Source organism: Brevibacillus sp. FIR094, from assembly GCF_050477165.1.
Taxonomy (GTDB): domain Bacteria; phylum Bacillota; class Bacilli; order Brevibacillales; family Brevibacillaceae; genus Brevibacillus.
Map to the genome: position 1 here is coordinate 141,019 of NZ_JBEAES010000009.1, position 13,224 is coordinate 154,242.

At 47.4% G+C, this 13,224-nt stretch carries 14 protein-coding genes; 4 read left to right on the top strand and 10 right to left on the bottom strand.

What is annotated here, in order from left to right; translation table 11 throughout:
* Positions 1–50 precede the first annotated feature (50 nt).
* Positions 51–1,055: a D-cysteine desulfhydrase gene (locus ACQ5DJ_RS10045; RefSeq protein ID WP_429842339.1), complete on the bottom strand. Its 1,005-nt coding sequence runs from the start codon at positions 1,053–1,055 to the stop codon at positions 51–53.
* 140 nt (positions 1,056–1,195) lie between these two features.
* Here ACQ5DJ_RS10045 and ACQ5DJ_RS10050 point away from each other — a divergent pair, with 140 nt between their 5' ends.
* The gene (locus ACQ5DJ_RS10050; protein ID WP_429842340.1) at positions 1,196–1,399 is read left to right on the top strand and encodes a YgaP family membrane protein; all 204 of its coding nucleotides are present in this window, start codon (positions 1,196–1,198) and stop codon (positions 1,397–1,399) included.
* Positions 1,400–1,518: 119 nt separating this feature from the next.
* Here ACQ5DJ_RS10050 and ACQ5DJ_RS10055 read toward each other — a convergent pair whose 3' ends face one another.
* Both ACQ5DJ_RS10055 and ACQ5DJ_RS10060 read right to left on the bottom strand, forming a co-directional pair.
* Positions 1,519–2,157, bottom strand: coding sequence for a DUF3267 domain-containing protein (locus ACQ5DJ_RS10055; RefSeq protein ID WP_429842341.1), 639 nt, complete (start codon positions 2,155–2,157; stop codon positions 1,519–1,521).
* A 123-nt stretch (positions 2,158–2,280) separates the two neighbouring features.
* Entirely contained in the window at positions 2,281–3,216 is a 936-nt protein-coding gene (locus tag ACQ5DJ_RS10060; protein ID WP_429842342.1) for a cation diffusion facilitator family transporter, read from the bottom strand.
* Positions 3,217–3,394: 178 nt separating this feature from the next.
* On the opposite strand from ACQ5DJ_RS10060, the gene ACQ5DJ_RS10065 reads away from it, so the two are divergent.
* On the top strand, positions 3,395–3,784 hold the full coding sequence (locus ACQ5DJ_RS10065; RefSeq protein ID WP_429842343.1) for a hypothetical protein: 390 nt from the start codon (positions 3,395–3,397) through the stop codon (positions 3,782–3,784).
* Between the two features lie 34 nt (positions 3,785–3,818).
* Here ACQ5DJ_RS10065 and murQ read toward each other — a convergent pair whose 3' ends face one another.
* The 7 genes from murQ to ACQ5DJ_RS10100 form a co-directional block, all read right to left on the bottom strand.
* Positions 3,819–4,733 carry an N-acetylmuramic acid 6-phosphate etherase gene (murQ, locus tag ACQ5DJ_RS10070; RefSeq protein ID WP_429842344.1) on the bottom strand — a complete coding sequence of 305 codons (915 nt, stop codon included), beginning with the start codon at positions 4,731–4,733 and terminating at the stop codon, positions 3,819–3,821.
* 38 nt (positions 4,734–4,771) lie between these two features.
* Positions 4,772–6,385, bottom strand: coding sequence for a glycoside hydrolase family 3 N-terminal domain-containing protein (locus tag ACQ5DJ_RS10075; RefSeq protein ID WP_429842345.1), 1,614 nt, complete (start codon positions 6,383–6,385; stop codon positions 4,772–4,774).
* Between the two features lie 30 nt (positions 6,386–6,415).
* Entirely contained in the window at positions 6,416–7,378 is a 963-nt protein-coding gene (locus ACQ5DJ_RS10080; protein ID WP_429842346.1) for a GNAT family N-acetyltransferase, read from the bottom strand.
* Between the two features lie 23 nt (positions 7,379–7,401).
* On the bottom strand, positions 7,402–8,229 hold the full coding sequence (locus ACQ5DJ_RS10085) for a carbohydrate ABC transporter permease (protein ID WP_015892945.1): 828 nt from the start codon (positions 8,227–8,229) through the stop codon (positions 7,402–7,404).
* A gap of 17 nt (positions 8,230–8,246) precedes the next feature.
* The gene (locus ACQ5DJ_RS10090; protein ID WP_429842347.1) at positions 8,247–9,194 is read right to left on the bottom strand and encodes a carbohydrate ABC transporter permease; all 948 of its coding nucleotides are present in this window, start codon (positions 9,192–9,194) and stop codon (positions 8,247–8,249) included.
* 29 nt (positions 9,195–9,223) lie between these two features.
* Complete coding sequence (locus tag ACQ5DJ_RS10095; protein ID WP_429842348.1) at positions 9,224–10,555, bottom strand: ABC transporter substrate-binding protein; 1,332 nt, start codon at positions 10,553–10,555, stop codon at positions 9,224–9,226.
* Positions 10,556–10,684: 129 nt separating this feature from the next.
* The gene (locus ACQ5DJ_RS10100; protein WP_429842424.1) at positions 10,685–11,530 is read right to left on the bottom strand and encodes a MurR/RpiR family transcriptional regulator; all 846 of its coding nucleotides are present in this window, start codon (positions 11,528–11,530) and stop codon (positions 10,685–10,687) included.
* 274 nt (positions 11,531–11,804) lie between these two features.
* Between ACQ5DJ_RS10100 and ACQ5DJ_RS10105 the strand changes: the two genes are divergently transcribed.
* Entirely contained in the window at positions 11,805–12,455 is a 651-nt protein-coding gene (locus ACQ5DJ_RS10105) for a hypothetical protein (RefSeq protein ID WP_429842349.1), read from the top strand.
* Between the two features lie 163 nt (positions 12,456–12,618).
* Positions 12,619–13,218: an undecaprenyl-diphosphatase gene (locus ACQ5DJ_RS10110; RefSeq protein WP_429842350.1), complete on the top strand. Its 600-nt coding sequence runs from the start codon at positions 12,619–12,621 to the stop codon at positions 13,216–13,218.
* Positions 13,219–13,224 lie beyond the last annotated feature (6 nt).

A 13,224-nucleotide genomic window follows, 5' to 3' on the forward strand; every position in this document is an offset into this window, starting at 1 on the left:
CGGTAGCTATGGACGTGAAAGTACATCCTAGACTACCGCTGCCTGCTACGCTATTTGGATGACAAAAACAGCTGCGGAACGGTATACAGCGCTGGGGAACCACCCGTATGCAGGAACAATACGTGATCACTCTTGGTAAAATGCCCTTCGCGAATCAAGCCAATCAACCCCGCCATCGCCTTTCCGGTATAAACAGGATCTAGCAAAATTCCCTCTGTCCGAGCGACCAGCCGAACGGCTTCGATCATGCCATCCGTCGGAATCGCATAGCCTGGCCCGACAAATCTGTCGTCGCAAAGCACAGCTTCTGCTCGTATGTCCCCTTGCAAACCGATCAGTGCAGCTGTACTGCGCAGCAACCCCATCACCTTGGCTTCTTGTGCAGCCCGATCTCGGCTGACATTGATCCCGATTACTTTTGTGTTGGACTGGCGTGCCATAAAACCGGCAAGTAGACCGGCTTGCGTACCGCCACTTCCCGTTGCCGTGACGACATAATCGTACGGAGTCGTCGTTTCCCAAACCTGCTGCTCGATTTCTTCTGCACACGCCATGTACCCCAAAGACCCGACTTCGTTGGAGCCTCCTACCGGGATCAGATATGGTTTTCTGCCTTGTTTTCGCAGACTTTCAGCGAGCTCTTCCATGGCCGCAAGCAAATCTGCCGCTGCGGGAATGACCTCGATTTTTTCTGCTCCGAGCAAGTGGAACAACAGATGATTGCCACTCGCTTGCGGTTGGTAGTCCCCTGTCTCAGGCGCGGACAGCACGAGCTGGCAGTGCAGACCTTCGCGAACTGCTGCCGCCAGAGTCAATCGGCAGTGATTGGATTGGACAGCTCCACATGTAATCAACGTGTCTGCCCCTTGTTCGATTGCCTCCGCCACCAAATACTCCAGCTTTCGCGTCTTGTTTCCCCCTGCTGTCAAACCAAGCATGTCGTCTCGCTTGATAGAAATGCTCGGTCCGCCTAACTCCATGGACAGTCGCTCCAGCCTTTCGATTGGTGTATGACCCTGTGTGTATTTTCTGCGATGGTAACGAATTTGGTTCATGCTCTTTTCTTCCCTTCTGCTTGACGTTTGTTATGGCATGGAAAAATCTTAGCGTTATGTGACTTTGTTACATGCAACCAAAAAGTACTCCGGTACAATAAGTCTCATCAATCACAAACACCATAACCGGAGGGATAAGAATGAAAAACGTCGGTCGTTTTGATCAAATGTTTCGTATCGTTGCTGGATTAGCCTTTCTGTCCTTGTTCTTCTTTCTGGAAGGTGGCTATCAATACCTTTCGATGATGGGCATTCCGCTCCTGTATACAGCCTTGACCAAACAATGCTTCTTCTATCGTATCTTTGGGATTAACTCTTGCCAACTTCCTTCGCAAAAATCGTAATTAGACATGAATGAATGTCCAAACAGAAGCAACTGTAACGAAGCCAACAGGATTGGGCGGCTGGTTAATCTGGCCGACCATTATTGTCGTTTTCAGCCCACTTTCCTTGCTTGCATCCGTTATCGGCATTTTTCAAGATCATGCTGAGGGGCAAGCGCTTTCCAATACGTCTTTTGTCCGTTACTGATCAAAATAGCCTGTTTCGGAACTTGCTTCATCACCAGGAATAGATTCAACATATCGACGGATGAAGCGATTGCGTTTATCAAAACCAAAAATTTTAACATGGTAGTAAACAGCCCCAATAAACCTAGAAGAAATGGCAACATAACCGAAATGATAACGAATGGGGCGATGGTTATCAGTATGTATCTTGCTTTTCGAATCTTTTCTTCCGTTGCTACAAACCCTCCAAACAAGGTAAGCCCCATCCATGTTTTTTCTGATCTCATGAAATTGGGGATAAAAATCAAATGCAAGCCTTCATGAAAAATGACCAAGGCAAGTAAGAAGAAAATCACACCGAAATCAATGGATATGGATAGAGAGCCGGATGTTAGTCCAAATTCCTGAAAGGTTATTGGCGACAAAATATGGATGATCCCATAGGCGATGAGTGCATTAATTAGCATGAATGGAATTGATAAAAGAGTGGCCCTGCCCAAACTCTGTGGTTCTTTCAGTGGAACCCATTCATTTTTCATCAACTCGACATGTACATTTTCATGATACTGCGGCAACTTGGTTGTAATTCTCATAAAAAAACCTCCTTCCTATCTAGTAAGACGTTCACCCTATGTGTTCAGTTTCTTTACGGGGAAGTAAATAAAAAAGGCTATCTCCTGAGCTTCCTTGGAGACTAGCCTTTTTCTCATGGTCATTTATGCTTGCTTAAGCAAAAACTGCTTGCCATATTCCCCGTGATCCAGAATCGTCGGGTGCTCGATCTGAATTGTCGAATGGTCAATTCCGTACTTCGTTTGCAGAATGTGATTAATCGCCAGAATGACACAATACGGCTGGATGCCTTCACGAACGAACACATGCGCTGTCAGGGAGTAATGTTCTGTGGATACCGCCCACAGGTGCAGCTCATGAACATCCTCCACACCTTCTACTTCACTAAGGTCCTGACGGATTTGCTCGAGATCAAACTGCTCTGGAACAGATTCCATCAACACGAGTAGCGACTCACGAATGATTTTGGCACCACCTGTAAAAATAATTCCCCCAATCACCAAGCTAATCAACGGGTCGAACAAGTAGTAGCCCGTCATGTAAATGAGAATCGCTGACGTAATGACACCAACGGAGCTGAGCAAATCTCCAATAAAGTGCCATAATGCGCTTTTTACATTGAGGTTGTCTTCTTCCTTCATACTGCGGGAAAGTACGATGGTCAGCACGATGTTTACAACCAATCCGATCGATGCGATGGTCAGCATCAACTGCAAATCAACGTCTTGCGGATTGATCATCCGTTTGATCCCTTCAATCACAATCCCGATCGAAATCACGGCAAGAGCCAAGCCATTCAAGAACGAAGCAATAATTTCAAAACGGAGAAATCCGAACGTGTACTTCTTAGTCGGCTTACGTGTCGCCATATAAATAGCGGTCATACTCAACCCTAAAGCAAAGACGTCAGAAATCATATGGGCGGAGTCGGACAGGAGCGCGAGTGAATTGGACATCAAGCCTCCCACAATCTCCACGATCGTAAAAAACAGAGTCAATAGGAGCGTAATCCACAGTGTTTTCTTCGATGTTTGCTGTTCTTTCACATGATCAAGATGGTGAAAATCACCCTTTTTCATACCTATCACCTCTGTCCATTTAGATTATAAAAATTATAATATAAGAATTAATGCAATCATATCCTCTTTTTCGCCAATATTCAAATGAACATTTTATGGATCATACAAGTGATTTTCATTACCAGTTATGTCGTTTGTCTTATAATGGTGGAAAAAGCATTAATGGGGGGCGGAGAATTTGTCAACAAACTTCGATGAAATCATGACTTTGATTTATTCCATTGAATCTCATACATGCACAGCTTCAGACCAAGAAATCATCCAAAAAATCCACTCATGGATTCCGAGCTATACCTGCCCCACTGCAGCTGAAGGTTATTTTATGGTTGTATCGGCAGTCCTTCACTTTCGGCCTCAGTTGGAAGAAGAATTGTTAAAAAAAGCGATCGAGCCTTTATACTATTTGGGATTGGATAACGAGCAAGACATACTTTCATGGATAAAACAGTACCAATTTAGCACGGGAGGATATCGTTCCCGAAAGACTGGTTTGCAGTGGCTAAGTAAGGCGAATTCAAAAGTAGAACAATTTGAGAAAGCACTCCGCTACCTTAAAGACCTCGAATAACAAAAAAAAGCCTCATCCAAAAGGATTAGGCTGATCATTCCTGATTGTGATTCCTTTCCAAAATCCGTCGAATGTTGCCCTTGTACTGGGTGAGCAAACGGCTTGCGTCCTCTGCTGGCAAACTCGTCTTTTGCATCACGATCGCCAGTTTTGCGTCACCGTCTGCTTTGTGCAACAGTACGTCTGCCTCATCGGTAGAGATATTGGTCGCCTCTGCCACGATTTGTTTTGCCCGTTCCTTCAGTTTCTCATTGGTTACCTGCACATTGACCATCAAATTTTTGTACACTTTCCCTAACCGTACCATGCATCCGGTCGTAATCATATTGAGGACCATCTTCTGCGCCGTCGCTGCTTTTAAGCGAGTCGATCCGGTCACTACCTCTGGTCCTACTACCACATTAATTGCGACATCTACACCTTGACTGATCTGTGCCACCTGGTTGCAGGACAACGAAATGATTTTTGCCTGCTGCCTTCTTGCTTCCGCCAAAGCTCCGATGACATAGGGTGTCCGACCACTCGCTGCAATTCCCACCACGGCATCCCCTGCCTTTACGCCATAGGCAATCACATCTTCCCTGCCGTTCTGCTCCACGTCTTCGGCTCCTTCGACTGCCCTGACGATAGCTTTTTCCCCGCCTGCTATGACTCCCTGCACCAATGCGGGGTCCGTCCCAAAGGTTGGCGGGCATTCAGCAGCATCGAGCAAGCCCAATCTCCCACTCGTTCCTGCTCCAAAATAAAAGAGTCTTCCGCCGTTTTCCAGACATTCTGCGATCAAGTCAACAGCCGCTGCAATCGAAGCCAGCTCCTTTTCAACGGCAAACGCAACTGTTTTATCCTCTTCATTCATAATCTGGATAATTTCCATCGTAGAGAATTTATCCAGCTCTTCCGTATTCCGATTTCTTGTTTCTGTCGTTAAGTCACGCAGGTGAAACTTCATCCAGTTACCTCCCACCCATCTACACTCATCTTCTCTTTCTACCCCACACCATGCTGCTTTTTCTCCGATGGAAACAGACTGACCGGAAGATGTCCAGCGGCCTTTCGTTCCCCGAACAAAATGTCTGCCACAAGCTCTATCGCTTGGTGCGTATGGTCGTAAACGGCGAGATACGCATCGACCTCGGTCATTACCAAGAGATCATACGGGTTTCGCAGGGCGACAGCTACGACCTTTTTTCCCTGTTGAACGAGCCGATTCACCAGCAGCGATTGGCCTTTAAAGATATGGGCATTGTACGTAAATACGACGATGTGCTCCAAAGACGACATCACATTCGCCACCCTCTCCCCTTCATCCTCTGTCGGGTTGAGCGTCGACATCATATGGTATTCAACTTCACGATATTTTCTCAATGGTGCGACCAAATCGCCAGAAGCTGCTTGCCCATCCTCTGCCAACGTAAGATTAGCAATCCCTGGAAAAATCACACCGAGCGGTTGCGTGCTTCTCTGTAAAGGAAGCAGTTGATGTTCATTTTTCACCAAGGTTATGGCTTGGGCGAGCGTACTTCTCGCCATGTCTGCATGTTGGACACGGTCAAAGGAAGGGCCTGTTTTTCGCAAACAATGCTCCCAGGAAAGAAATCGTTTCTTTAATTGAAGCACGCGATTTACAGCTTCGTTGACCCGCTTATCTGATAGCTCCCCCGAATGAATGGCTGCAACGAGTCGTTCATACGTTTTTTGCTGAACTTCATGCGTGTGGGAAACCAGAACCAGATCGATCCCAGCCTGCACACAACGCACCGCCGCTTCTGGAACCCCGATGGTACCCGCAATGGCGGCCATTTCCATACAATCCGTTATTGCGACCCCATCAAAGCCGAGCGACTCACGCAATATTCCCGTCACGATCTCCTTGGAATACGTAGCAGGAGACCCCGACGCATCCATACTCGGCAAACTGATATGTCCAACCATCACCATGGGGACTCCTGCCGCGATACTGCGCTGGAATGGGACTAACTCAACCTGATCCAGTCGCATCCGATCATGTTCGAGCACAGGAACGGCTTCATGAGAATCGATGCTCGTATCACCATGACCCGGGAAGTGCTTGATAGCGGGAATGACACCACTTGTAAGTAAGCCTTGAATGGCGGCCTCACCAAACCGCGCCACCTGCTCTGGCGCTTCACCAAAAGACCGCACCCCAATGACCGGATTGTCCGCATTGTTGTTCACATCGACCGTCGGGGCGAAATTGACTGAAATCCCTGCTGCACGCAGTTCCTCACCTGTTGCCTGGTAGATACGCTTGGCTTGGTCGAGATTGCCTGTGGCACCCAAAGCCATCGCTCCGGGAAAGCGCGTCGCCCCTTTTTGCAGACGGGAAACCACGCCATTTTCCTGATCGGTCCCGATCAATAGCGGATAGGGCTGCCCAGACTCATACGCCCAGCTCTGGAGTTTCTGCACGCGCTGATAGGTCTCCTCCGGTGTCCCGATATTGCGGCTAAAAAGAATCACATTGCCAATCTGTTTTTGTTTGATCCACGCTTCCATTTCTTCGGGAATATCCAGTGTAGGGTAACCAATCATCAGCAGTTGCCCGACCTTCTGTTCCACTGTCATATGTTCGGCTTGCATGGAATCCTCCTCTCTACCGATTTGCTCTTGTTAAGAGAATGCTTTGCCGTACTTCGCATACTGCTTCCAGCTGTGATACCCGAGCCTCGCATAGAAGTCGACCAGCGTCGTCCAATCAATGACAATGTTTGGGATACCCCGGTTCTGCAAAGCTACAATGCCTGCCTCCACAATCGCCAGTCCCAAGCCCCGTCCTCTATACTCCGCATCCACGCCCAACGGACCGATACCGCCCAGCCCATCCGCAAACAAAGGTGCCCAGTATACGTTTTGGGCAATAAACGGAGAATTGGCATCATTGATCCGGCAAAAACCGACGATCTCGCCGTACAGCTCCACCACGACGAATTCGCGTCCGGTTCCTCCCCGCTGGAAATAGTGAATGGCTTCATACTCCCAGCGTCCGGGAAAGCATCGATGCAAGAAGGCCAAAAAGGCTTCTTGGTCCGCCCTCGTCAACAGTCGAAAGTCGCCATCTGGTACCTCTGGTAATTCCAGCTCCGCTGGTTCGAGATACTGGCATAATAGATCGTTCTCCAATCGACCCTCCGAGTGATACCCTTGTCTCTCAAACCACGCTTTTACGTCCGCAGATTCATCGGGTATGCCCGGGAAATAATGATACGGATCGCGTCCCAGCAAGACTTTTTCCACTCCTTGCTCTCGCAACGCATTTTCTGCCCTTGCCAGCAATTGGCGCCCGACTCCTTGCCCGCGATGTGCTGTAGACACGAGTAAGACTTGTATCCAACCAATGCCTTTCCCCAACTGAATGTCGAGCTTTTCCTGCCAGCATTTGGCCACGACAAAACCGACGGGACGCTGCGTCATAGCATCTATCGCAATCCACGACCCGGCTTTGACTACATTCTGATCCTCGAAGCTGTTTTGTCTCATGAGCCCAGGCCGCATGGGAAAGCGATCACCCAACTCCTGATTCCATAGCTCGCACAGAGCGTCTGCATATAGATCGTCCCAAGGTACGTATTGCATAGGATGCTTGCCTCCTTTACGCCCTATTTCAATCCAGAAGTTTTGGAGCCTTCCACAAAATATTTCTCCGCAAACAAAAACACGATCAAAATCGGGATCAAGCTGATCAAGGCCCCTGCAACCAGCAGTTGATCCTCTGTCTTGTATTGACCGCTCAAAGACAAAATTCCGATCGGCAGCGTAAAGTTCTCGTCCGAAATGAGATAAATGACTGGCGCCAAAATCTCATTCCACTTCCCCATAAACGTAAAGACCGCCAGTGTTGCCAAGGAAGGCTTGCACATCGGCAAAAACACCCGCCAATAAATCTGGAACGGATTGCAGCCATCCAGCTTTGCCGCTTCCTCGTAATCCTTCGGGATATTCAAAAACGCTTGCCTCATTAAAAAAATGGCAAACGGCTGTCCGAGCCACTCCAATATCCAAAGCGGAGCCAACGTGTCGAGCAGTCCCAAATTTTTAAAGATAATAAACTGCGGGACGATCGTGACGATCCCCGGGATCATCATCGTTCCCAACACGATCATGAACAGCGTGTCGCGGAAAGGAAAGCGCAGCCTGGCAAAGGCAAAGGCAATCATCGAGCTGGACAATAAGGCCCCGATAACCGAAAGAATCGCGACAATCAGACTGTTAATCGTATAGCTGCTAAAATTCGCCTGTTCCCACACGGTTGTATAGTTGCTCCACTGTGTTGGATTGGGCAGCCATTCTGGCGGAAATTGCATGTACTGCTTGTAAGTTTTCAGCGAGTTAAACACGGTCGTTAAAAACGGAACCAGCATAATCAACGCACTCGCTATGACAAACAGGTATCCAACGATTTTATTGAGAGGAAAACGCTTTTGCATGGCTACCTCCTTGCCTCTTAATCATAATGAACCCATTTCTTTTGCAGCTTGAATTGGATGAGCGTAATGGCAAGCAAGATGAGGAACAACACCCACGCGATGGCAGAGGCGTAGCCCATTTTAAAAAAGCTGAATGCTTGGCGGAACATGAACAGCATCAGGACGAGGCTGGCGTTGTTCGCACCACCTGTCGAGCCTGCCTCCGTAGAGCCTCCGGTCATGACAAAAATCTGCTCGAAGTTTTGGAAGGAGTAAATCGTATTCAAGATGACGACCAGAAACGTCGTGCCAGAAATCATCGGGACTGTCACCCGCCAAAACTTTTGCCAGGCGTTTGCTCCATCAATCGAGGCTGCCTCGTACATGTCAGAAGAAATTCCTTGCAGCCCAGCTAGAAAAATAATCATCATGTAGCCGACTGACTTCCAGATGGCGATGAGAACCAAAATCGGGATGACCCAGAATTCATCAATCAGCCAGTTTTGCGGGGCTAGCCCAAGTTTAGACAGAAAAGCATTGGCAAAACCGATCCGCTGGTTGAACACCGCATCCGCTACATACGCGATCACCGTCCATGAGGAGATAACCGGCAAAAAGTGAACCATCCTGAAAAATTTCAGGCCCTTCAGCTTTTGATTCAGGGCCACTGCTAACAGCAACGCCAAAAACGTTTTGGCCGGAACATACAGGATCGTAAAATAGACCGTATTCCATAACGCGCGATAAAACAGCGGATCTTCAAACAGCTTTGCATAGTTGTCCAAGCCCGTCCATTTTGGCGGATTTAAAATATCGTAGTCCGAAAAGCTGAAGTACAATGACGCGACCGATGTTCCTACGACGAATACGAGAAAGTGGATGAGATAAGGGGAGACCAGGAGCAGTCCCCATCTCCCCTCGCTATCCAACCATTTTCTCTTTTTCACAGCAGGCTTCGCCTGTTGCTTGGTTTGCAGCTCTAGCATGGTTGGCACACATCCTCACTGATAGATGACTACTGCTTCTTGAAGAAGTCATCCAGAACTTTTTGAATGCCTTGATCTGTTTTCGTGATGAATTCATCCGTTCCGTATTTATCCATGAATAGCTCCGCCAGATTATCCGTGAACACCTTCACCCACTCGGTGAAGACAGCGTTGGTATCAATCGTGCCCGCGAACTCCAAGGTGTCGAGGAAGACCTTTTTGTTTTCTGGCTTCGTAGCTGGGTTTAGGAACATTTCGGAATTCGCCACTGATTTTTTCACCGGAATGGCTTCCCCTACTTCCGTCCACTCTTTTTGTGCTTCATCCGATGTCGTCCAGTAGGTGATCCATTCTTTAGCGGCCTTGACCTTCTGCTCCTCTGCTTTTTTGTTGATGACCCATGAGTTGGCGATTACAGGCGCGAAGCGTTTGCCGTCCGGTCCTTTTGGCATAGGAGCGACATCGTAATTCAACCCTGCACCATTCATCGAGGTTGTTGCTGCGTAAATATCGATTTGCATTGCCACAGCCCCGCTCAAAAACGCTTTGAAGTTGCTCTGGAACGCCTTCAAATCAGCCGGATTCGGGAATAGCTTGCGCTGCATGCCGTCGACCATCCACTCGACCGCTTTTTTGTTCTCCGGGCTGTTGATCACCGATTTTTTCAACGTCGGGTCCAATACCCCGCCACCATACGCTTTCAAGATGTTAAATGCACCGCGTGAGCTACCGAAAAACGCGAAGCCGTACTGCTTCACTGATTTTTTGTCAAAAGCAGGGTCGTCTGCATTTTTCCCGTTGGCATCGAGGGTCAGCTTGACGGAAGCCGCCTTCAAATCATCCCAGGTCCAGTCAGCCGTAGGGTATGGTACGCCCGCTTTGTCGAACAAATCCTTGTTGTAGAAAAGGGCTCCCACTTGGATGCCCTGCGGCACGCCCCAATACTTCCCATCTGAGTCTTTGTTGAACTCCAGACCGTTGAGCTCCTCTTTGTTAATCTCTTTCGTGACGTAGTCGGTGATGTCGAGAATCGCGCCGCGTTGGGCGTAACCAAATACTTTTGTCCCGTCGCTCTGCCATAGATCAGGCGCATTCCCGGCCGCGATCTGAGTCGTCAGCTTTTGATAGAAGTCATCATAAGGAGCCGTCATCGTTTTGATTTTGATGTGAGGATGTGATTGTTCGAATTTTGCAATAATTTCTTCCATCTTTTTCTTCGTGGGTGGATCAGAGCTGTAGCCCATATACAATTCGACTTTGTCCCCCTGCTGCGTGGAGGACTGGCTGCTACATCCGGAAATAAGCAATGCCGCGGCTAAGCCAATCAAACCGAGTACTGAGAGAAACCTTCTCTTTTTCATGGAAAACCTCCCCAATTGCAATAAGTAAAAATCTTGCATAGCTAACGATATTTCCAAACGCCTAACGCACTTGATTGATAAGGATAAAAGGATAAAGGCAGGATTTTGTGTATGCTAAGGAGGATTTGTTTATTTGTATTGCTCCCGAACAGCTTTACGCGTCTGGCGCAAGTACGCAGCAGAGACATCGTAATTTTTGGCAGCAACACCTCTAAACAAGATGTCGATCACATTGAGTTGTGCGATTCGTGAGGAAGTGGCGGCACTGCGTTCATCCGCTTCTGTTGAAAACGTGGTTAAGTGAATATCCACGCATTCCGCCAAGGAGTTTGTGCCGTATTTGGTAATGCCAATGGTCACAGCACCCGATTTGCGGGCTTGTTTCATCGTGGTTATGATCTGCGAGGTCTCCCCCGAATTCGAGATACCGACTGCCACATCACCAGTTGTCAAGGTGACTGCCGAAGTAAGCTGCAAGTGGGAATCCGAATGGGCCGTGCACATTTTATTTATGCGCAAAAATTTATGTTGGGCATCCTGGGCAACTAATTGCGAAGCACCTACTCCGTAAAAATCAATCCGAGTGGCTCGGAGCAGCTCACCAATCGCCTGCTCCACTGCTTCTGCATCCAAAATTTTGATCGTCTCCCGCAAAGAAAGGATGTTGTTGAGCGAAACCGATTCAATCAAGGTGTACATATCAGCATCGGGAAGAATCTCTTTGTATTCATCCTGAGCGGTAGACGATTGCAGATCACCCGCTATTCTGATTTTCAACTCCTGAAAACCATCTACACCGATACTTTTGCACATGCGTATGATGGCAGCTGTGCTGGATTCGCTTCTTTCCGCGAGTTCCTTGATGGAAAGACGAATCACCTCATCCGGATTGGCTAAAATGTAATGTGCTGCGTTTTGTTCAGAACGCTTGATATTGTGCAATGATTCGCGGATGCGCAGCAACCCGCCATTCAACACGATACCACCCCTTTAGTCCGCGAATTTGTTAAGCGCTTACATTCAAGTATGACTTTGGTAAATCGTTACATATTTTGTATTATAGACACTTGAAATAAAATATCAATATGAATTGTCAGATTTGAAATAAAATTTCAAAACTATTTTTCGACACTTTCTCCCTTTGTTCGTCCTGTAATAAATATTTCACAATTTTTACAGTTACTTATGTAGATCTCTTTCCGTATTAATCCATGTACACCCAATTAACAAATAATGGGGATGATCAAAAATGACCAAGCGTAAGGCACTCGCATTCACCCTGATAGCGGCACTCTTTTTGCCAAACACACCTATTCTGTCAAACGAAGCCGCAGCAGCCTCTTCCAACAAACCGAAAGCAACTGTAACTGCGACCAAGTTAGAAGAGCTTTCCATAAATGATCTGAATCAAAAAGCAAAAGGGACTCTGAATCACGTAAAAGAAGTCATCCCTGACCTGAAGAACTATCACATCACCTCTATCGTAAAAGAGAATGTGGTCACCACTTCTGGTCCTATCGAACGTCTGGAAGTAATCTTGTCGAGCACACCAGATGGTACTACCCCAGACTTCGGAGTTATCCATGTAAACGCTAGTACGGGAGAGTTGATCGCCGTCGACATTCAAAACGGACTCCCCTCTTCGAAAGCAGTTTTAGGTGATGAGGAAGCGATCAAAAAAGGCAAGGAGCATCTCAAACTTTTGCTTGGAAAACAAGCAGAAAAATACAAGTTCTCACAGATCCACTCCTCTACTGTCCAGGATAACAAGACACAGATTCTCGTGATTTACACTTCCCCGGATCATTACATCAACGTGACCATGGATCGTGTCGGAAAATTAAAGGCTATCAAAAAAGATATCTACCCCAAAACAGAATTAGAAGGCAAAAACAAATAAGAGGGACCCTTGTCCAACTAAAAAGAGACGGTTCTGCCGACTCTTTTTTGATGCTACGAAACCAACCTTACAACCCTGTAATACTCTGTAAGGTAAATCAATTTCCCATTTCTCTCCTATCAATTACGATTCTCCTGTTACATGTAAAGGGGGATCACCAATAATGAATGGCATGGAAATCAACATTCACTACTTTCGCTTGATTAATGACTTGGGGAAAGATTATCCGGCTCTCAATCCCGTGGCTTTTTACGTCGCGGAATATATGGTGTTTATTCTAGCGTTGAGTGCTTTGGTGTATTGGTTTACGAGAAAACATGAGAATCGCATCATGGTCGTTTGTGCAAGTTTTACGTTTGTCATCGCCGAGCTATTCGGGAAAGTAGCCGGAAGCTTTCATGCGAATAATCAGCCATTCGCAGAGCTTGCTGACGTCAATCAATTAGTACAAAAGGCGGTAGACAATTCGTTTCCCAGCGACCATACGATCCTGTTTTTTTCCTTTTGCATGACCTTCTGGCTTTTTAAAAAGACAACGGGACCACTCTGGATGCTGCTTGCGGCTTGTGTCGGCCTTTCTCGCATTTTGGTAGGCGTCCATTATCCGGCAGATGTCATCGTGGGTGCCCTGATCAGCATTGGGTCTGCCTTGGCCGTCTATATGATCGTACCAAGATTGAGCTTTGTCCATACGCTACTTGCTTTCTATGAAAAAGGAGAGCAAGCGATCTTGCCTGCCAAATCGAAGACGCGAGATTTTTGATTCACT

What these genes read in the sequence shown, in the direction of transcription:
- ACQ5DJ_RS10095 (WP_429842348.1), bottom strand. Translation starts at nt 10,555, where the DNA reads ATGAAAAAGAGAAGGTTTCTCTCAGTACTCGGTTTGATTGGCTTAGCC.
- ACQ5DJ_RS10090 (WP_429842347.1), bottom strand. Translation starts at nt 9,194, where the DNA reads ATGCTAGAGCTGCAAACCAAGCAACAGGCGAAGCCTGCTGTGAAAAAG.
- ACQ5DJ_RS10050 (WP_429842340.1), top strand. Translation starts at nt 1,196, where the DNA reads ATGAAAAACGTCGGTCGTTTTGATCAAATGTTTCGTATCGTTGCTGGA.
- ACQ5DJ_RS10060 (WP_429842342.1), bottom strand. Translation starts at nt 3,216, where the DNA reads ATGAAAAAGGGTGATTTTCACCATCTTGATCATGTGAAAGAACAGCAA.
- ACQ5DJ_RS10055 (WP_429842341.1), bottom strand. Translation starts at nt 2,157, where the DNA reads ATGAGAATTACAACCAAGTTGCCGCAGTATCATGAAAATGTACATGTC.
- ACQ5DJ_RS10110 (WP_429842350.1), top strand. Translation starts at nt 12,619, where the DNA reads ATGAATGGCATGGAAATCAACATTCACTACTTTCGCTTGATTAATGAC.
- ACQ5DJ_RS10075 (WP_429842345.1), bottom strand. Translation starts at nt 6,385, where the DNA reads ATGCAAGCCGAACATATGACAGTGGAACAGAAGGTCGGGCAACTGCTG.
- ACQ5DJ_RS10105 (WP_429842349.1), top strand. Translation starts at nt 11,805, where the DNA reads ATGACCAAGCGTAAGGCACTCGCATTCACCCTGATAGCGGCACTCTTT.
- ACQ5DJ_RS10085 (WP_015892945.1), bottom strand. Translation starts at nt 8,229, where the DNA reads ATGCAAAAGCGTTTTCCTCTCAATAAAATCGTTGGATACCTGTTTGTC.
- ACQ5DJ_RS10080 (WP_429842346.1), bottom strand. Translation starts at nt 7,378, where the DNA reads ATGCAATACGTACCTTGGGACGATCTATATGCAGACGCTCTGTGCGAG.
- ACQ5DJ_RS10045 (WP_429842339.1), bottom strand. Translation starts at nt 1,055, where the DNA reads ATGAACCAAATTCGTTACCATCGCAGAAAATACACACAGGGTCATACA.
- murQ (WP_429842344.1), bottom strand. Translation starts at nt 4,733, where the DNA reads ATGAAGTTTCACCTGCGTGACTTAACGACAGAAACAAGAAATCGGAAT.